16 protein-coding genes and 2 pseudogenes are annotated in these 18,262 nt (G+C 73.7%); 7 read left to right on the top strand and 11 right to left on the bottom strand.

Annotated elements, in window-relative coordinates:
• Positions 1-50 precede the first annotated feature (50 nt).
• Positions 51-1,472 carry a xylan 1,4-beta-xylosidase gene (locus tag ACF1A5_RS16495; protein WP_392193547.1) on the bottom strand — a complete coding sequence of 474 codons (1,422 nt, stop codon included), beginning with the start codon at positions 1,470-1,472 and terminating at the stop codon, positions 51-53.
• 194 nt (positions 1,473-1,666) lie between these two features.
• Between ACF1A5_RS16495 and ACF1A5_RS16490 the strand changes: the two genes are divergently transcribed.
• Together ACF1A5_RS16490 and ACF1A5_RS16485 are read left to right on the top strand one after the other, a co-directional pair.
• Complete coding sequence (locus ACF1A5_RS16490; RefSeq protein ID WP_392193546.1) at positions 1,667-2,761, top strand: DUF5925 domain-containing protein; 1,095 nt, start codon at positions 1,667-1,669, stop codon at positions 2,759-2,761.
• A gap of 61 nt (positions 2,762-2,822) precedes the next feature.
• Positions 2,823-3,599: a DUF72 domain-containing protein gene (locus tag ACF1A5_RS16485; RefSeq protein ID WP_392193545.1), complete on the top strand. Its 777-nt coding sequence runs from the start codon at positions 2,823-2,825 to the stop codon at positions 3,597-3,599.
• A gap of 640 nt (positions 3,600-4,239) precedes the next feature.
• On the opposite strand, the gene ACF1A5_RS16480 is transcribed toward ACF1A5_RS16485, so the two are convergent.
• The gene (locus ACF1A5_RS16480) at positions 4,240-4,608 is read right to left on the bottom strand and encodes a GntR family transcriptional regulator (protein ID WP_392193544.1); all 369 of its coding nucleotides are present in this window, start codon (positions 4,606-4,608) and stop codon (positions 4,240-4,242) included.
• A 71-nt stretch (positions 4,609-4,679) separates the two neighbouring features.
• Between ACF1A5_RS16480 and ACF1A5_RS16475 the strand changes: the two genes are divergently transcribed.
• Together ACF1A5_RS16475 and ACF1A5_RS16470 are read left to right on the top strand one after the other, a co-directional pair.
• Complete coding sequence (locus tag ACF1A5_RS16475) at positions 4,680-5,609, top strand: GNAT family N-acetyltransferase (RefSeq protein WP_392193543.1); 930 nt, start codon at positions 4,680-4,682, stop codon at positions 5,607-5,609.
• Positions 5,590-6,090, top strand: a complete 501-nt coding sequence (locus tag ACF1A5_RS16470; protein WP_392193542.1) for a DUF402 domain-containing protein — start codon at positions 5,590-5,592, stop codon at positions 6,088-6,090. The genes ACF1A5_RS16475 and ACF1A5_RS16470 overlap by 20 nt, the downstream gene beginning before the upstream one ends.
• A gap of 32 nt (positions 6,091-6,122) precedes the next feature.
• Here the strand turns inward: ACF1A5_RS16470 and ACF1A5_RS16465 are convergent, their stop codons facing one another.
• A complete protein-coding gene (locus ACF1A5_RS16465; protein ID WP_392193541.1) occupies positions 6,123-6,758 on the bottom strand; it encodes a class I SAM-dependent methyltransferase in 636 nt (211 codons plus the stop codon).
• 137 nt (positions 6,759-6,895) lie between these two features.
• Between ACF1A5_RS16465 and ACF1A5_RS16460 the strand changes: the two genes are divergently transcribed.
• Positions 6,896-7,030, top strand: a complete 135-nt coding sequence (locus ACF1A5_RS16460) for a hypothetical protein (RefSeq protein WP_392193540.1) — start codon at positions 6,896-6,898, stop codon at positions 7,028-7,030.
• A gap of 28 nt (positions 7,031-7,058) precedes the next feature.
• Here the strand turns inward: ACF1A5_RS16460 and ACF1A5_RS16455 are convergent, their stop codons facing one another.
• Positions 7,059-7,520, bottom strand: a complete 462-nt coding sequence (locus ACF1A5_RS16455; RefSeq protein ID WP_392193539.1) for a GNAT family N-acetyltransferase — start codon at positions 7,518-7,520, stop codon at positions 7,059-7,061.
• 198 nt (positions 7,521-7,718) lie between these two features.
• Between ACF1A5_RS16455 and ACF1A5_RS16450 the strand changes: the two genes are divergently transcribed.
• Positions 7,719-8,825, top strand: coding sequence for a lytic polysaccharide monooxygenase (locus tag ACF1A5_RS16450; RefSeq protein ID WP_392193538.1), 1,107 nt, complete (start codon positions 7,719-7,721; stop codon positions 8,823-8,825).
• A gap of 62 nt (positions 8,826-8,887) precedes the next feature.
• Here ACF1A5_RS16450 and ACF1A5_RS16445 read toward each other — a convergent pair whose 3' ends face one another.
• Both ACF1A5_RS16445 and ACF1A5_RS16440 read right to left on the bottom strand, forming a co-directional pair.
• Positions 8,888-9,748 carry a lipase family alpha/beta hydrolase gene (locus ACF1A5_RS16445; protein ID WP_392193537.1) on the bottom strand — a complete coding sequence of 287 codons (861 nt, stop codon included), beginning with the start codon at positions 9,746-9,748 and terminating at the stop codon, positions 8,888-8,890.
• 176 nt (positions 9,749-9,924) lie between these two features.
• Positions 9,925-10,269, bottom strand: a pseudogene (locus ACF1A5_RS16440) (MarR family winged helix-turn-helix transcriptional regulator); the annotation flags it as partial.
• Here ACF1A5_RS16440 and ACF1A5_RS16435 point away from each other — a divergent pair.
• Positions 10,269-10,439, top strand: a pseudogene (locus ACF1A5_RS16435) (cupin domain-containing protein); the annotation flags it as partial. The pseudogenes ACF1A5_RS16440 and ACF1A5_RS16435 sit on opposite strands and share 1 nt — an antisense overlap.
• Positions 10,440-10,469: 30 nt before the next feature.
• Here the strand turns inward: ACF1A5_RS16435 and ACF1A5_RS16430 are convergent.
• From ACF1A5_RS16430 to ACF1A5_RS16410, 5 genes are all read right to left on the bottom strand, one after another.
• Positions 10,470-11,444 carry a hypothetical protein gene (locus tag ACF1A5_RS16430; RefSeq protein ID WP_392193536.1) on the bottom strand — a complete coding sequence of 325 codons (975 nt, stop codon included), beginning with the start codon at positions 11,442-11,444 and terminating at the stop codon, positions 10,470-10,472.
• Positions 11,441-14,938: a DNA polymerase III subunit alpha gene (locus tag ACF1A5_RS16425; RefSeq protein ID WP_392193535.1), complete on the bottom strand. Its 3,498-nt coding sequence runs from the start codon at positions 14,936-14,938 to the stop codon at positions 11,441-11,443. Before ACF1A5_RS16425 ends, ACF1A5_RS16430 begins: the two co-directional genes overlap by 4 nt.
• 267 nt (positions 14,939-15,205) lie before the next feature.
• The gene (locus tag ACF1A5_RS16420; RefSeq protein ID WP_392193534.1) at positions 15,206-16,249 is read right to left on the bottom strand and encodes a S1 family peptidase; all 1,044 of its coding nucleotides are present in this window, start codon (positions 16,247-16,249) and stop codon (positions 15,206-15,208) included.
• A gap of 434 nt (positions 16,250-16,683) precedes the next feature.
• Positions 16,684-17,586, bottom strand: a complete 903-nt coding sequence (locus tag ACF1A5_RS16415; RefSeq protein WP_392193533.1) for a S1 family peptidase — start codon at positions 17,584-17,586, stop codon at positions 16,684-16,686.
• Positions 17,587-17,833: 247 nt separating this feature from the next.
• Positions 17,834-18,148: a hypothetical protein gene (locus tag ACF1A5_RS16410; RefSeq protein WP_392193532.1), complete on the bottom strand. Its 315-nt coding sequence runs from the start codon at positions 18,146-18,148 to the stop codon at positions 17,834-17,836.
• Positions 18,149-18,262: the final 114 nt, after the last annotated feature.

Raw genomic sequence — 18,262 nt, 5'->3', positions numbered from 1 at the left:
ACGGAGTGCGGGGTAGGGAGCTCGGGGGGCGGGGGGCGGGGTGAGGCGGCTCAGCGCGCCAGCCACTTCACCTCGTACGCCCCCATGTCGAACCGCCTGCCGTCGACCAGCGCGCTGACGGTCCGGTCCAGGGTGTTCACCACCAGGACGGTCCTCGCACTGGCCAGCACCCGCACGTTGGGCACGTCGTCCCGGGCGACGGACACGGTCTCGTAGCGGGTGCCCGGCGGGAACGCCCGGCCGAAGCGGGAGACGAGGCCGTACATGGGCAGCGCCCGTCCGCCGCCGGGGGTGTCGGTGGTGGTCCACAGACAGCCTGCGCAGCCGCCGCCCTTCTCCTTCTGCGGGTTCCAGTAGAAGCCGGAGGAGGCGCCGCCACGGACCATGGCGATCAGGCCGGCCGCCTGGACTGCGACACGGTGCGGCTCGCTCCAGCCCGTGCGGTCGTCGTCGCCGTCGGCGGGCTCGACGTAGTACTCCGCCCACCACAGCGGCAGGCCGCCGGTCCGCTGCCGCACCCACCGGCCGACGGCCGTGAGCTTGTCGGTGGCCGCGAACTCGTCGGGCAGCAGGTCGTCGTCCCGGGTGTAGGTGGAGCCGTCGACGACCACGAAGTCGGCGCCCTTCTTGTGGGCGTTCCAGTAACCGAAGGCGTCCAGGACCCGCTGGTCCATGGCGCCCCAGGGGCCCCGGAGCGCCGTCGAGGCGTTCTCCTTCTGCCGCGGGCCGACGCTGTCCATGACGAGGTAGGGCCCGCCGACCATGATGTCCTTGCCGATCTTCTTCAGCGCCGCGTACACCAGGTTGTACAGCTTGGTGTACCCCTCGTAGTCCCAGCGGCCCGCGCGGTCGTTCCAGAAGCCCTTGAACTCGTTCCAGACGATGAAGTGCCGTACGTCCGGATAGCGCTTGGCCACCGTCGCGGCGAGCGCGGCGAAGTCGTCGTAGTGGTCGGGCGTCGGTGCGGTCTCCAGGGCGGACCGGCTCCAGTCGGTGCCGCCGACGCCGGCTCTGCCGCCCTTCATCCAGTCCGGCGCGCAGCACAGGGTGAGCACCGGGGTGCCCCCCGACCTGCGGACGAAGTCGATGCGCCGGTCCAGCGCGGCGAAGTCGTAACGTCCCCGGACCGGCTCCGGGTTGTCCGCGCCCCAGCCCATGATGTGCTGGTTCTGCGGCAGGCCCGCCGTGTCGGCGAGCAGCCCCGCCACCCGGTCGGTGGCGGCGCCGCTGCCCTCGTCGGCGCTGAACTGCGTGTGCGTGAAGCCCCAGCCGACGGACGGATCCGCCCGGTGCGGCGGCGTGGCGGGCGTGCCGTGCACCTTGTCGCCGTCGCGCGAGGTGCCGGCCGTGTCGCCGCTCCCGGGCAGGGTGCCGATCAGCGTCACGACCAGGGCGAGAACGGCCGCGCCGACGCCCAGCAGTGCGGTGAGCCGCCACCGCCGCTCCCCCGAGGTCCACCCATGACGTCCCATCAAAGGCAACAGTAACGGCGGAAATCGCCCGCCGGACAGGTGTCGCCGGGGTACGACTTCGCCACAGGACGGGCGAGGCCGCACCGGAGCGGACGACTCCGTACGAGCAGGGACGCAGCGGAGAGATCCGCGACACTTCACGCGCACGTCGGAAAGCGGGTGCGTGCGGCGGCCCCGTGACGGATCATGGCGACATGTCTGCGAACCCACACGACGCTCTGCCGATCCGGCTCAACGTCGACGACTCCGACTCGCCGTCCGACGTCGTCGACGCGCTGTTCCTCGGCCGCTTCGCGAAGGGCGAGCAGCCGTACTCGCACGCGGTGAACATCGACCGCGTCCGCTCCGGCGCCACGCTGCTGCCCGCGGGCGCCCGGGTGCTGCGCACGGCCCGCGACGACGACCGCAGCGCGACCCTCGCGGAGGGCGACGGCTGGACGCTGCTGGTCTCCCGCTGGAACCGGGGCGCCGACGTCACCGTCACCGCGACCACCGCCGACCTGGCCGAGAAGGTGCTCGGCGAGGCGACGGACGGTGCGGCGGACGAGCCGGAACCGCAGCCGGAGAACGTGACGATGGGCTTCTGGTACGTGTCCCCGCGCCGCGGCCCGCACCGCACCACCCGCCAGATCTCCGCGGGCACCTGGGACGAGGTGCGGGCGAACTACACGGCCCCGGTGGCGGACGCGATGGACCGCCTGATGAAGACGACCCCGGAGGACATCGCCGGCCGGCTGCTCCTGCTGCACGGCCCGCCGGGCACGGGCAAGACGTCGGCGCTGCGGACGCTGGCCCGATCATGGCGGGACTGGTGCCAGGTGGACTGCGTCCTCGACCCCGAGCGGCTCTTCTCCGATGTCGGCTACCTGATGGACATCGCGATCGGCGAGGAGGACGCGGCGGGCAAGGGCCGCTGGCGGCTGCTCCTGCTGGAGGACTGCGACGAGCTGATCCGCGGCGAGGCCAAGCACACCGCGGGACAGGCGCTGTCCCGGCTGCTCAACCTCACCGACGGCCTGCTCGGCCAGGGCCGCAACGTGCTGGTCGGGGTCACGACCAACGAGGACCTGGAGCGCCTGCACCCGGCCGTCGTCCGGCCGGGCCGCTGTCTGGCCCGGATCGAGGTGGGACCGCTGACCCGCGCGGAGTCGGTGAGCTGGCTGGGCACCGACCAGGGCGTGGGCCGCGACGGCGCGACCCTGGCGGAGCTGTACGCCCTGCGCCGGGGCACCTCCCCGACGGCCCTGCCGGAGCCCCGGGGCGGGGTGGAGGCGGGGCTGTACCTGTGACGCGTAGTGCGCCGGCGACCGCGGGAGGACCGGGTGCGGCGGCCGGTGCTTTGATGGTGGTATGACCCTGTTCGTCGGGACGTCGGGCTGGCAGTACAAGGACTGGCGGGGCGTGTTCTACCCGCAGGGGTGTCCCGTGCGGCTGTGGCTGGAGGAGTACGCCCGGCACTTCGCCACGGTGGAGATCAACAACGCCTTCTACCGGCTGCCCTCCCGGGAGAACTTCGCGGCCTGGCGGGAGCGGGTGCCGCCGGACTTCGTGGCCGCGGTGAAGGCGAGCCGCTATCTGACCCACGTCAAGCGGCTGAAGGAGCCCGCGGAGCCGGTGCACCGGCTGATGAGCCACGCCGAGGGACTCGGCGACCGGCTCGGACCTGTGCTGCTGCAGCTGCCGCCGACGCTGCTCGCCGACGCGCGGCTGCTCGACGCCTGCCTGGCGTGCTTCCCGGCGGGCACCCGGGTCGCGGTCGAGCCGCGCCACATGTCGTGGTGGACGCACGAGGTGCGGGCGGTGCTGAAGGAGCGGGGGGCCGCGCTGTGCTGGGCCGACGCCTACGCCCGTCCGGTCACGCCGCTGTGGCGGACCACCGACTGGGGCTACGTCCGCTTCCACGTGGGGCGCGCCCGGGCCTGGCCGCACTACGGCCGCCGGTCCCTGGAGACCTGGGTCGACCGGATAGCGACCGCCTGGCCCGACGACCAGGACGTGTACGCCTACTTCAACAACGACCCGGGGGGCGCGGCGGTCCGGGACGCGATGGTGTTCGCGCGGGTGGCCGCGATCGCGGGCCTGGAGGTCACCAGAACCCCGCGACGGCTCGTGGCAGCAGCCCGGTAGCCGTCCCCGGCACTCCCGCACCGGCACAGGCCGACCACCCGGCACGGCCCAGCGAGGCCCCGCGAGGAGCCACCCGCGCGTCCCGGTCCCGCAGCGCGGGGCTCCGCCGCCGTGCGCCACCCGCGGGGTCCCCGGCCCGCAGGGCAACCAACCGGCTTCCCCACCCGCGCGCCACCCGCGGGGATCTGGGTCCGCGCACCACCCCCGGGGCCCGGGGCCCGTGCGACAGCCGCCCGCTTCCGGGCCCGCAGACCACCCGCCGGGCTCCGGGGCCGCGCGCCACCCGCGGGGTCCGGGGCCCGTGCGGCGGCCGTCCGCTTCCGGGCCCCGCAGACCACCCGCCGGGCTCCGCGCCCGCAAGCCACCCGCAGTGTTCCCGCCCGCCGGGCAACCAACCGGCTTCCACACCCGCGCGCCACCCGCCGGGCTCCGGGCCAGTACGCCGCCTGCGGGCTTCCGGGCCCGCGCGCCACCCCAGGGGCCCGGGGCCCGTGCGGCGGCCGCCCGCTTCCGGGCCCGCAAGCCACCCGCGTGGCTCCGGGCCCGCGCCCCACCCCCGGGGGCCCGGGCCCGCAGGTCACCCGCCGGGCTTCGCGCCCGCCCCGCCGGCATCCGTGCCCGTGCGCCGCCCGCAGGGCTCCTACTCCCCGTAGGCCGCGCGCAGGGCGTCACGGACTGCCGCGAGCGCGGCGTTCTCGTCCAGGCCCAGCCGCCGTACCCGCTCCGCGTAGCCCTGCGCGGCCACCGCGGCCTCGCGCTCCGCGGCCGAGCCGGCGGCCGCGACGAACGTGCCGTTGCGCCCCCGCGTCTCGATCACCCCGTCCGCCTCCAGCGCCCGGTACGCCTTGGCGACCGTGTTCGCGGCGAGCCCGAGCGACTCGGCCAGCCCGCGCACCGTCGGCAGCCGGTACCCGACCGGCAGCGTCCCCGAACGCGCCTGCTCGGAGATCTGCGTCCGCACCTGCTCGTACGGCGGCGCACCGTCCTCGATGTGGATCTTCAACGTCACCCGCCGATTGTCCCGTACCCGGCGGAAAATGAGAGGCACCCCGCCCGTTCTCCCCCGTAGCGTGCGCCCTCATGACCGTGACCATCCGCGACCTCAGGCCGGACGCGCGGGCCGACCTCGAGGGCTTCGCCCGCGTGCGGCACCTCGCGCTCCCGTTCATCCTGTTCACCCCCGAGTCCCTCGCCCACGACCTCGTCCACATGCACCCCGACGCCCACTACCGCCCGCTCGTCGCCGTGGTGGACGGCGAGGTGATCGGCACGGCGCAGGTGCACATGGTCCACGAGAGCCCCGAGCCCGGCCAGGGCAACATCAACGTGTACGTCGACCCCGGGCACACCCGCCGGGGCGCCGGCCGCCTCCTCCTCCGCGCCGCCGAGGAGCACCTGGCCGCCCACGGGGCGAGGAAGCTGTTCTCCTGGGTGCTGGACGAGCCGGGCAGCCGCGCCTTCGCCGAGCGGCACGGCTACCGCGCGAGCCGTTCCGCGCACTTCCTCCGGCTGGACCTGGCCGGCGGCGCGCTCCCGCCCCTGCAGGACCCGCCGCCGGGCGTCGAGGTGCGCCGGGGTTCGGACTTCGCCGACGACCCGCGGCCCCTGTTCGCCCTGGACGCGGAGACCGCGGCGGACGAACCGAGCGACGTGGACACGGAGTTCACCGACTACGAGGCCTGGCTGGAGGAGACCTGGCGGCACCCGCTGTTCAGCGCCGAGCTGACCTCGGTGGCGGTGGTCGACGGGCGTCCCGTCGCGTTCAGCGCCGCCCGCACGGACGGCGGGCGGCGGTACGGCACCGTCATGACCGGCACCGCCCGCGCGTTCCGCGGCCGGGGCCTGGCCAAGCTCGCCAAGAACGACTCGCTGCACCGGGCCCGCGCCGCCGGATGCACGGAGGCGTTCACGGGCAACGACGCCGGCAACAGGCCGATGATCGCGATCAACAAGTGGTTCGGGTACGAGATCTGCGGGACGGAGGTGCGTCATGTCCGCGAACTCGGCTGAGCCGGGCGGGCTCGTGGAGGTCGTGCTCGTCAAGGCGGGGGTCACGAAGATCGCTTATCCGGCGGAACTGCTCGCCGACGACGGCACCCGGATCGTCGTCCGCGCCCCGTGGGCGGGCGACGGGGTGCGCGACTTCGGCTTCGTACGCTTCGAACCGGGCGACGTCTTCACCGAGTACTACTGGCGGGACCGCTGGTACGCGGTGAAGGAGGTCCGGGACGCCCGGGGCACGGTGAAGGGCTGGTACTGCGACGTCACCCGCCCGGCCTCCCGTTCCGGCACGGAACTGGTGGTCGAGGACCTGGACCTGGACCTGTGGCGCTCCGCCGACGGCACGGACGTGCGCCGCCTGGACGAGGACGAGTTCGCGGACAGCGGCCTGGCGCGGACGGACCCCGAGGCCGCGGCGGCCGCCGTCGCGGCCCTCGACACCCTGGAGGCCCTGGCCCGAGGGGACGTCTTCGAGGCACTGCTGGCCTGAGGCCGTGGAGCGGCGGCGCCTTCGACGTGCCGCTACGCGGCCCCGGCCTCCGCCACCACCGCGTACCGCTCGTCGTCCACCTCCCGGCCCCACAGCCGCGCGTCGGCCGAGAGCGGTTCGCTGCGGATCTCCTCGGCGAGCGGGCGTACAAGCATGGTCAGCCGGTGCGCGGGTATGCCGACCGGCGTGACGGAACCCCACCGGCCCTCGATCAGGACCAGCCGCCCGGCCGGGCGCAGCAGCGCCCGCCAGTGGCGCAGCACCCGGTCCGGCTCGGGCAGCGCCCACAGCACGTGGCGCACCAGGACCACGTCGAAGCGGCGCTCGCCCACCGGTGGTTGTGCCGCGTCGCCGACGAGGAACGCCGCGTCCCGGTCTGCCAGTTTGGCGCGGGCCCGCTCCACCATGGCCGGGGACAGGTCGATCCCGGTGACCCGGTGTCCCTGCTCGGCGGCGAGGAGCGACATGCTGCCGGTGCCGCAGCCGAGGTCGAGGACGTCGCACGGGTGTGCCGGCAGCCAGCCGCGCAGCCGCTCGGCCCAGGCCGCGCGCACGTCCGGGTCGCGCAGCCCGTGATCCGGCTCGTCGTCGAAGACGGCGGCCTGCGCGTCCCAGTCCACCCGAGCCGGGGCCGGCCCGTCACCGTCGTCCGTGATCCGTGTCGTCATGCGCTCCAGGGTGACACCCGCCACTGACAGTCGAATGTGACAGCGGCCACAGACAGACCCGCACCGATGAGGAACTCTCGCCCGCAAGGTCTACCACCGTGGCAGCACGGATCCGGTAGGCGTCGAAGGAGGCAGCGATGCGCCGTACGACAGTGCAGAAGCCCCTGAGGAAGACGGACACCCGCCGGGTCCGCGAGGAGGCCGAGGAGCGTCCCGCCGCGCGCCCGGAAGTGCGCAGGGACATCGCGCGCACCTGGTGGCCGGACGGATGACGGTCCGAGGGCCCGGGCATGAGACGTCTCAGACCAGCCGCTTGCGGTAGTGGATCCGGTCGTAGGGCCCGTCCACACGGCGCTCGACGGCCTCGTAGCCGAACTTCGGGTAGATCCTCCGGTTCTCCCACATCATCGCGTTCGTGTAGAGCCTGACCTCGGGCAGCCCCAGCGCACGCGCGTGCGCGTCCACGAACTCCAGCAGCCGCCGGCCGACGCCCGTACCGTGGGCGTCGGGACGGACGGCGACGCTGTCGAGGAACAGGTGGTCGGTGCGCGCCTCGACCACCACGAGGCCGATCACCCGGCCCGTCCCGGGCTCCTCGGCGACGAACACCTTGCCCGCGGCCACGTCCGCCGCGTGGTCCGCGTCCATGGGCACCGGCCGCACTCCGATGCGCGCGACGTAGGGGCGGTACGCCTCCTCGGTCACGGACCCGACGGCCGGGACGTCGGCGGCACGGGCCGCCCGGACCACCTCGTTCGACATGCCGCGCACGCTCCCCGTCTGAGCGCAGCCTCAGCGCTCCCTTAACGCGAGCATAAGGATCTCCTCCCACCGCCTCGGGCGGGCGATTTCACGGTTTCCCCCGGCTAGCTTGCTGATCGCCCCCACGGGATCCGGCGCCCGGAGTCCGCGCTCCGGGGGCCGCCGCCCCGCCACAGGACCGTTCCGAGGAGTTCCCCCATGCCCTTCCCCAGGCTCTCCGCGTCGTTCGAGCGGGGGACGCCGCGACGCCGCGGGGCCGCCGCCGGCGTCGCCGCCGCCCTCGGCACGGCCTCGCTCGCGCTGACCGCGCTGGCCGCCGGGCCCGCGTCCGCCCACGGGTCCATGGGCGACCCGGTCAGCCGGGTCGCCCAGTGCTACGCGGAGGGTCCGGAGAGCCCGAAGTCCGCCGCGTGCAGGGCGGCGGTCGCGGCCGGCGGCACCCAGGCGCTCTACGACTGGAACGGCATCCGGATCGGCGACGCGAACGGCCGCCACCAGGCGCTGATCCCGGACGGCAGGCTGTGCAGCGCGAACAACCCGGAGTTCAAGGGCCTCGACCTGGCCCGCGCGGACTGGCCCGCGACCGGTGTGCGCGGCGGCTCGTACACCTTCAGATACCGGGTGACCGCCCCGCACAAGGGCACCTTCAAGGTCTATCTGACGAGGCCCGGCTACGACCCGGCGAAGCCGCTCGCCTGGGACGACCTCGACCTCGCGCACCCGGTGGCGACGGCGACCGACCCGGTGGCCTCGGGCGGCTTCTACACGTTCTCCGGCACCCTCCCCGAGCGCTCCGGCAGGCAGTTGCTGTACGCGGTCTGGCAGCGCTCGGACAGTCCGGAGGCGTTCTACTCCTGCTCGGACGTCGTCTTCGGCGGCGGCGGCGGTACGGCGGCCGGCACGTCCCCGGCCCCGAGCGCGTCCGCGCCCACCGAGCGGCAGATCGAGGACGGTGCCGGCAGGTCGACGGCCGGGCACCACGGCCACGGGGACACCGAGGCCCGTACGACGACGCACCCGGCGTCCGCTTCCGGCTCCTCGGCGGCGGACCGGTCGAAGAGCGCCGAGGTCGAGGACGCCCGGGACACCGCGGACGCCGCGAACGCGTCCACGGCGAACCGGCCCGAGGCCGCCGGTGCCTCCGGTGCCTCCGGTGCCTCCGGCGACCTGGCCGAGACCGGCGGCGACGGCGGTGAACCTTACGTGGCGGTCGGCGGCGCGGCCGCCCTGGCGGTCGGCTCGGCCGCGCTGTTCGCCTCGGCGCGCAGGCGCGCGGCGAACGGCGCCCGGCAGGGCCGCCGCTGAGGCGGCCCCACCAGCGCGGGGCCTGTCCGGCGGCTCAGGCCGGACAGGCCCCGGAACACGCGTCAGCTGAACGCCGACGCGCAGGTGGTGGCGGTGGCGTGGCCCGGGTCGAGGGCGTTGGCCACCTCGTGGAAGGCGATGCGGTCGAAGAGCGCGATCGCCAGGTGCTCGGAGAGGTCCACCGAGCACAGGTCCTGCAACAGGACGTTGCGCACGTCGGGGCCGGTCAGGTACTGGCTGCGCCACGGCGTGGCGACCTCGTCGTACTTGGTGGCGATGACCGTGTAGTGCACGCCGGCCACGGTGTCGCCGCCGTTGTTGAGCCTGGTGAGGAAGTCGGAGCCGGGGAGCTGGTCGGCGAGGCCGGGGGTGGCGGCGGAGATGAGGTCCTCGGCGCCCGGGAAGTACGGCAGCAGGTTGGTCAGTCCGCTGAGGGTGGCGCCGTGGTTGTCGGGCGCGATGCCGACGAGCGCGTTCACCTTGCCGGCCCCGCCGAGGAACTTCAGGTAGTAGCGGGGCATCATCCCGCCCTGCGAGTGGCCGACGAGGTCGGTCTTCGCGGCACCGGTGGTGCCGAGCACCCTGTCGACGAAGTCGGACAGCTGCTGTGCCGACTTGTCGATGGGGCCGAGGCCGTGGAAGAGCGGGACGTTCTGCAACTGGCCGTAGTCGAGGGAGAAGACGCAGTACCCGCGGTCCTTCAGGTACGGCGCGAGGGCCAGCCAGTTGTCGACGGAGTTGCCGAGGGTGCCGTGGACGAGGACGACGGGGCGGGGGTGGGTGGCCGACGGCCTGCAGGACCAGTTGTTCCAGCCACTGCTCGGGGCGTCGGCAGCGTGGGCGGTGGCGGCGGGGACGGTGGCGACCGCTGCGGCGAGCAGCAGGGCGGCCAGGGGTCTGAGGACGCGCTTGAGGGGCAGCATCGGGTGATCTCCTTGCGGCTCAAGGGGGGAGGTGCGACGGCACTAAGCCCTGTGATCCGGATCACGGGATGCTGTTCATTCGTCAAGTTACGGACGAGTAGCCCGCATGGGAAGTTACGCGTCAGTAAAAACTTTCGACGTCAACCGGAGACCGTGATAAAGCCCCTGACAAACCGTCACCAGACAGGCCTGATCGGACCGTACGGTGCGATGCGCGCCAGCCGCTCCCGCAACGCGCGCACCTCACCCTCGCCGATCAGTTCGACCCGTACCCCCACGGCCTCGGCGCCCGCCTCCTGGGCCGCACGGTGCAGGCCCGCCCCCCGGTCGGTCAGGACCACCGGCCACGACCGCGCGTCGTCCGGGTGGGGCCGGCGCTCCGCGTACCCCTTGCGCACGATCTCGTCGACGAGCTGACTCGCCGCCTGCCTGGTGACCCCGCGATGGACGGCGAGTTCACCGACCGTCGCGCCGTCCGGCGCCGGCCGCGCGAAGGCGAAGCCGTGCGCGGGCCCGAGCCCTGATCACCCTCGGCGGCCGGCGCGAGCGGATCTCGGCGGGCGACACGGTGATCACCAACGCCGGTGCGACGGTGGCCGTCGAGAACCCGACCGGGCACACCGCGCTCTCCTGGGTCACCACGTCCGTCGGCCTGGAGGCGGAGCTGGCCGACGGCACGCGCATCACTCCCCTGGGCCGACTGACACCCGCGGAGGCGCAGTCACGCCGCCAGTGCCCCCGGTACCACCGCGCGCGGGCCGAACCTCGCCCGGACGCGGTCGGCCGCTTCCTCGACGCGGCGGACCTTCTCGTCCACGGGGTCGAAGGTGAGCTGATGGGAGGCCTGGTCGGCGGGGGTCAGACCCTCGGCGCGCAGGGCGATCGCGCGGACGCGGGCGCGCTGCAGGCCCAGGGAGTCGTACAGGCCGTGGGCCGCCCCGATCAACACGGCCGAGTGGGCGGTCGGTTCCGCGAGGGTGCGGCCGCGGGTCGTGGCGGAACGGTCGGCGTAGCGCACGGTGAGGGTCAGGACTCGGCAGACCTTGTCCAGGGCGCGCAGCCGGACGCCCAGTTCCCAGGCGGCCGAGAGCAGTTCCCGGCGATGGCGGCCGGGGTCCGTCTCGTCGCGTGCGAAGGGGCGTTCCGCGACAAGGGAGCGTGAGACCCCGTCGGGAACGACCCGGCCGCGGTCCACACCGTTCGCCCGCTCGTGCAGTGCGCGGCCGGCACCCGCGCCGATCAGGCGCTGGAGGGTGGACAGGGGCGCTGCGGCGACCCGGTCCACGGTGTCGAGGCCGTACTCGCCCAGGGTGCGGGCCGTCGCCGCGCCGACGCCGGGCAGCGCGGAGACCGGCCGCCCGGCCAGGAACTCCGCGACGGCGTCCGGGTCTCCGGGTGCCGCGCGGGTCGTCCCGTGCCGGGCGTCGCGCAGCGCCATACGCGCCAGCATCGGCCCGGGGCCGGCGCCGATCACGCAGTCGACGCCGTGCAGCGCGAGGGCCCGGATCCGGATCACCGAGGCCAGTTCGACGGCGTCGCGGCCGAAGTACCGCTCGGCGCCCCGCAGATCGGCCAGCGCCCCGTCCGGCGGCAGCGCCTCGACGACCGGGGTGAACTCCTCCAGCAGGCCGAGCAGCCCGGGCAGGGCGTCCTCGCGCGCCGGCGGCAGCTGGAAACGTACGCAGAGGATGGTCATCCCGCACTCCCCGGGCTCTGGTGCCACAACTTCCGTCCACCCGCGGGGCCTTCGCCCGCGGGACGCAGATCGGCCCAAGGGTGCATCTCGTACCCCGTGGGCATGCGGATCGTGCGGCCCGGGCGGCCCGGGTCCGGACGGCCCTCGGCAGGGCCGCCGTCCGGATCCCGCCCCGGATCCTGCTCCGGGCTCCCCTGCGGCAGGGGCTCCGCCAGCCGCGCCGCCACCTCCTCCAGGCCGCCCCCGGCGCGCAGTTCGGCCAGCTCGGCGAGGTTCCAGGCGGCGGAGCCCACCACGCTGAGGCTGCGCGGGCCGCGCCGCTGCACCACCCCTCGCACCAGCAGCAGCCAGGAGTGGAAGACGGTGTGGGCGCAGGCGTCGTGGGAGTCGTCGAAGAAGGCGAGGTCGACCAGGCCCGTGCCGTCGTCCAGCGTGGAGAAGATCACCCGCTTGCCGGACCGGATCGGCGGGGTCTGGGTGGCCGCCTTGGCGCCCGCGACCAGCACCGTCTCCCCGTGCCGGGCCTCGCGCAGCCGGCGCGCGGACACCACGCCCAGCTCGTCGAGGAAGGCGCGGTGGTCGTCCATCAGGTTGCGCGAGGCGTCCATGGACAGCACACCCAGTTCGGCGCTGAGCCGCTCCGCGTCGGACAGGTCCGGCAGTCCCGCGGACGCGGTCTTGCGGCCACCCGCCAGCGGGAGTTGGCCACCGCCTCCGCCCCGGGCGCCCCGGTGCAGCTCGGTCAGGTGCAGTTGCAGGTCGCGGCGGTTGGCACCGAACGCGTCCAGCGCACCCACCTGGGCGAGCCGTCCGGCGACGGGGCGGCTCGGCCTGCCCCGCTCCCAGAAGTCGAGCAGGGAGGCGTACGGCTGCGCGTCCGCGATCCGTGCCGCCTCGGCCTCGCTGATGCCGTGCACATCGCAGAGGGCCAGCCGAAGTCCCCACATGTCCGGCGAACCAGACTCTGAATCAGACACCAGTTCGATACGGTGGGCGACCCCCGACCGGTTCACGTCAAGCGGCAGGATCGGCACCCCGCGCCGCCGCGCGTCCGCCAGCAGCAGCCGCTTCGGGTACATCCCCGGGTCGTGGGTGAGCAGACCCGCGTAGAAGGCGGCCGGGTGATGCGTCTTCAGCCAGGCCGACTGGTACGTCGGTACGGCGAAGGCGACGGCGTGCGCCTTGCAGAAGCCGTAGGAGCCGAACGCCTCGACGATCTCCCAGGTGCGCCGGACCGTCTCCGCGTCGTAGCCGTGGGCCGCCGCGTGCTGCGCGAACCAGACCCGGATGCGCGCCTGCGACTCCGGGTCGGACAGCCCGCGCCGCACCCGGTCCGCCTCGTCCCGGCCGCAGCCGGTCATGATGTGCAGGATGTGGATGATCTGCTCGTGGAAGACGACGACCCCGTACGTCTCCCTCAGCGGCTCCTCCAGGTCCGGGTGGGGGTAGCGGGCCGGCGCGCGCCCGTGCCGCGCCTCGATGAACGGCCGCACCATGTCGGCGGCGACCGGCCCCGGCCGGAACAGCGAGATGTCGACGACCAGGTCGTGGAAGTCTGCGGGCTGCAACCGTCCGACCAGGTCCCGCTGGCCCGGCGACTCGATCTGGAAGCAGCCGAGCGTCTCGGTGGACCGGATGAGCCCGTACGTCGCCGGGTCGCCCGGCGGCACCGCGTCCAGGTCGATCCGCTCCCCCGTCGCCCGCTCCACCTCCGCGACGGCGTGCGCCATCGCCGACTGCATCCGCACGCCCAGCACGTCCAGCTTGAGCAGCCCGAGGTCCTCCACGTCGTCCTTGTCGAACTGGGACATGGGGAAGCCCTCGCCGCTGGTGGGCATGACCGGCGTACGGGACAGCAGGGAGGCGTCGGACAGGAGCACTCCGCAGGGGTGCATGGCGACCCCGCGCGGGAGCGCGTCGAGGGCCTCGACCAGCTCCCACAGCCTCCCGTACCTGTCCCGCTCCCCCGCCAGCGCCCTGAGCTCGGGCAGCTCGTCCAGGGCGGCGCGGGCGTCGCGGGCGCGGATGTGCGGGAAGGACTTGGCGATGCGGTCGACGTCGGCGGGGTCCATGGACAGCGCGGCGCCGACGTCGCGGATCGCGTGCCGCACCCGGTACGTCTCCGGCATGGCGACCGTCGCCACCCGCTCGGTGCCGAACCGCCCGATGATCGCCCGGTAGACCTCCAGACGGCGCGCGGACTCCACGTCGATGTCGATGTCGGGCAGGGCCACACGGCGCTTGGACAGGAAGCGCTCCATCAGCAGCCCGTGCTCGACCGGGTCGGCGTGCGCGATGCCGAGGAGGTGGTTGACCAGGGAGCCCGCGCCGGAGCCGCGCGCGGCGACCCGGATGCCCATGTCCCGCACGTCGTCGACGACCTGGGCGACGGTGAGGAAGTAGGAGGCGAAGCCGTGGTGGGCGATGACGTCCAGTTCCTCGTGCATCCGCTCCCAGTAGTCCCGCCGGCCGGCGTAGCCGCGCAGCACCATGCCCGCCGCGGCCCGGGAGGCGAGCGTGCGCTGGGCGGTGCGGCGGCCGGCGCCGACGAGGTGCGCCTCGGGGAAGTGGACGGAACCCATGCCGAGGTCGTCCTCGGGGTCGACCAGGCACTCGGCGGCCGTGGCCCGGGTCTGCTCCAGCAGGCGGTGGGCGGTGTCGCGCCGGAAACCCGCGGCCTCGACGATGCGCTCGGCGGCGTGCAGCATCGCGTCCGCGCCCTTCAGCCAGGCCTCGCCGGAGTCCAGCTCCCGCGTGGGGTCGACGGGGACCAGGCGGCGGGCGGCGTCCAGGACGTCGGCGACCGGGCCCTGGCCGGGGTCGGCGTACCGGACGGCGTTGCTCAGCACCGGCCGGACGCCCTGCTCGGCGGCGAAGCCGACGGTACGGGCGGCCAGGCGCAGGGAGCCGGGGCCGGTGCCGGTACGGCCGTGCCAGACGGCCTCGAGCCGCAGGGCGTCGCCGTAGACCTCGCGCCAGGGGACGAGCAGCCCGGCCGCGCGGTCCGGGCGCCCGGCGGCGAGGGCGCGGCCCACGTCGGAGTCGGGGCCGAGCAGGACGGTCAGGCCGTCGGCGTGGTTCTCGGGCCAGGACAGCAGGGGGGTGCCGGCGGCGGTGTGGGCGGCGGTGACCAGGCGGCACAGGCCGGCCCAGCCGCGGGCGCCGTCCCGGGCCAGGAAGGTGACGCGGGGAGCCGACTCGTCGACGAAGGCGCCGCCGCGCACGGGCGTCCGGCGCCGCTCGTGCCGGACGGGGCCGTCCCGCCGTACGGGCTCGGGCCCGGCCACCGCCAGCTCCGCGCCGAACAACGGGCGGACGCCCGCCGCGGCGCAGGCCTTGGCGAACCGGACCGTGCCGGCGACGGTGTCGCGGTCGGTGAGCGCGAGGGCGTCCATGCCCCGCTCGGCGGCGCGCTCGGCCAGCCGCTCCGGGTGCGAGGCGCCGTAGCGCAGGGAGAACCCGGAGACGGTGTGCAGATGCGTGAAGCCCGGCATCCGCACCTCCCGCACACGCGACCCCTCACAGGGTCTCGAACATCAGTTCCCTCAACTCTCACCCCCACCATAGACCAATTCCCGAACATCTGTGCGACAACCGTCTCGGGTGCCCTCACCTGCGCGGATCCGCGGCGGCCCGGCGCGCGCGAGCCCGCGCGAAGCCCGTGCGGGAAGCCGCGCGAAGCCCGCACGAGAGGCCCACGCGAAAGCCCCGCCCCCTCGCGCGCGAGGGCGGGGCTCCGCGGTGCTGCTCAGCGGATCAGGTCAGCCGATCTGGCTTCCGGTGGCCGACAGTGCCTCGGTGACCGGCTGGAAGAAGGTCTCGCCGCCGGAGGTGCAGTCGCCGCTGCCGCCGGAGGTCAGGCCGAGCGCGGTGTCGCCGTCGAACAGCGAGCCGCCGCTGTCGCCGGGCTCGGCGCACACGTCGGTCTGGATGAGGCCGCTGACCGTGCCCTCGGAGTAGTTCACGGTGGCGTTCAGACCGGTGACCGTGCCGGTGTGCACCTGGGTCGTGGAGCCGCTGCGGGTGACCTTCTCTCCGACGGTCGCCTCGCCGGCCTTGGCGATCGCCTGCGTGGAGCCGTTGTAGAGGTCCACCGCGCTCGGGTGCTCCACGCTCGCGGTGTACTTCACCAGGCCGAAGTCGTTGCCCGGGAAGCTGGACTGCTCGTTCTTGCCGATCTGGTTGCCGCTGGAGTCGGACCAGGCGGAGATCGCGGAGGTGCAGTGTCCGGCGGTCAGGAAGTACGGCTGGCCGCCCTTGACCACGTTGAACCCGAGCGAGCAGCGGCCGCCCGAGCCGGTGATGGCGTCGCCGCCCGCGACGAAGGGTTTGAACTCCCCCTTCGAACGCTTGAGTTCGGCCTTGGCGCCGAGCCCGTCGACGACCTTGGAGAGCGTGGCCCACTCGGTCTTCGAGACGGACCTGTCGGCGGTGACCACGACCTTGTTGCTGACCGGGTCGGTCGCCCACGAGGTGCCGGGGATGGTGGCGTCCTCGCGCAGGGTGGTGCGCGCTCCGTCCAGCTCCGCGAGGGAGTTCTCGACGATTCTCGCCTTGGCGCCGGACTGCTGGACGGTCTTCGCCGCGGCGGCGTCGAGCACGTTGACCACGAGGCTCTTCGCCCGGGCGTCGTAGTACGTACCCGCCGCGTCGGTGCCGAGGTCCTTGACCAGCGTCGAGGCGAGCTTTCCGGCCGCCGTGGACGACAGGGTCCGCGCCACGGGGGTCTTCGGGGCCTCACTGGCGTTCGCACTCTGGAAGGTCACTCCCGCGGCGACCAGCGCGGCGATGCCCGCACCTGCCACGGCCGCACGGCGCCTGGGTATGCGTCGGTGCTTCAACTCTCGTCCTCCTGTGGGGGGTCGGCACACGAGGTTGTGGGGGCCCCGTGCGCCGGAAGGCGGTTGACCCGGCCCACTATTCCGAGACCGGCAGTGCGCACACAAGGTCGAGTTCTGGACGCGCATACGTCAACCGGCGTATGTCCCCTATGCCTTGACCGCCCGAGGTCGGCCCACCCGGGTTCGCACTGCAAATACGACGCAGGGACATCCTGTGTGCCGTCCGTGAGGTCTAGTCCTGTCCTGAATTCAACCCGCTCTCACCGCGCCCCGGACCGGATCGGAACCCCTGGTGACCCCCGCGCGAGCGAGAGCCCCCGCACGCCGGTTGCGTGCGGGGGCTCTCCTGCTGCCGCAGGTCGGACCGCCGGGAACGGGGCCGGGGTCCACGGGGGACGTCAGTAGACGTGCACCCCGTAGGCGCTCAGCGCCTCGGTGACCGGCTGGAAGAAGGTCGTACCGCCGGAGGTGCAGTCGCCGCTGCCGCCGGAGGTCAGACCGTAGGCGGTGGTGCCGCCGTACAGCGGGCCGCCGGAGTCGCCGGGCTCGGCACAGACCGTGGTCTGGATCAGGCCGTAGACGATGTCGCCGTTACCGTAGTTGACCGTCGCGTTGAGCGCGGTGACGCGGCCGCTGTGCGTGCCGGTCGTGGAGCCGCGGCGGTACACGGTGGTGCCGACGGAGGGCGTGGCCGCGCTGGTGATGTCCTGGCTTCCCACCGTGCCCGACTTGGTGATCGAGCTGTTGGTGTAGCGCACGATGCCGTAGTCGTTGCCGGGGAAGGAGGAGCCGGCGGTGGAACCGAGGGTCGTGGAGTGCGAGGAGTTCGCCCACCAGGTGCCCGCGCCGTCGGTGCAGTGACCGGCGGTCAGGAAGTAGTAGTTTCCGCTGGCGTCCTTGACGTTGAAGCCCAGCGAGCAGCGCCAGCTACTCGCATAGATGGCGTCGCCGCCGGAGATCAGCTTGTTGAACTTGCCCGCCGTGCGCTTGATGGTCAGCGCGCCGGAGTTGGTCCCCGCCCGCTGCTTGATCTGGGCGATCTCGGACGGGGTGACCGTGCTGTCGACGGTGACGACGACACGGTTGGTCTTGCTGTCGACCGCCCAGGCGGTGCCCGGGATGTCGGCCTTCAGCACCGAGTCGCTCGCCTTGGTGAGCTGAGCGGCACTGAAGGTGGTCGTGTCGGACGCGTTCGCGTTGGGGACCGCGAACGCGGCAGCGGCCACGAGCCCGGAGGCGATGGCGATCAGCCGGGTCCGTCTCGCGACGCCGCTGCGCGGGGTGGTGCGCTTGATCCTCACTTGTCGTTCCTCCACAAAGGAAGTCGGGGGCCGCGTGGGGTCGGGGCCCGTGAGGCGCAGCCAGGCGCCGGGTGTCCGGATTCCGGATACGCCGTGCCCCTGACAAGCGCTGAGGGGGAGTATTCGGCCGAACGGACGGTCGGCGCAAGGGCACCTTTCGGCCGTGCGACTGTGTGCGATTCAACTAGAAGGCGTGCGTCCGGGATGACTTGACGCTCCGTCAGGCAATGGGGGAAAGGCCCTCGCCTCAGGCCGGGGCCCGCTGCCCCGCCGGTATCGCGAGGTGCGGCGCGACCCGCACGAATGCCGCCGTTTCGGCCCCGAAGCCGAGCCGCGCCCCGGAGGCGAACGCCCCTCGACCGACGGCCGGAGCGTCCGCCTCGGCAGCGGCGGGAACGACCGCGGCGCCGTGGACCGGCAGGAACACGGGGTTGTCCGGAATTTGACCGTCCGGATACCTCTTCGGCCAGGGGGCGCCGGCCGGCGCCGACGGGTCGCGGGACGCCCGCGCCGTCCCGGTGCGGCGCCCACGCCCCTCCCACTGGTCCGATACGTCCGTCATGTGATCACCCCTTCCATGCGGGGGCGGGCGGGCAAACCCCCGTACGACCGGGCCGCTCCCCCACTCCTTTCCTCTTTCTCTCCGGTCTCTCCACGGCGGACGGCTCACCCCGCA

Origin of the sequence: Streptomyces sp. NPDC014864 (genome assembly GCF_043081525.1) — a bacterium.
In the GTDB taxonomy this organism is placed as follows: domain Bacteria; phylum Actinomycetota; class Actinomycetes; order Streptomycetales; family Streptomycetaceae; genus Streptomyces.
The sequence above is the reverse complement of the archived record's forward strand: the minus strand, read 5'-3'. Positions and strand labels throughout refer to the sequence as shown.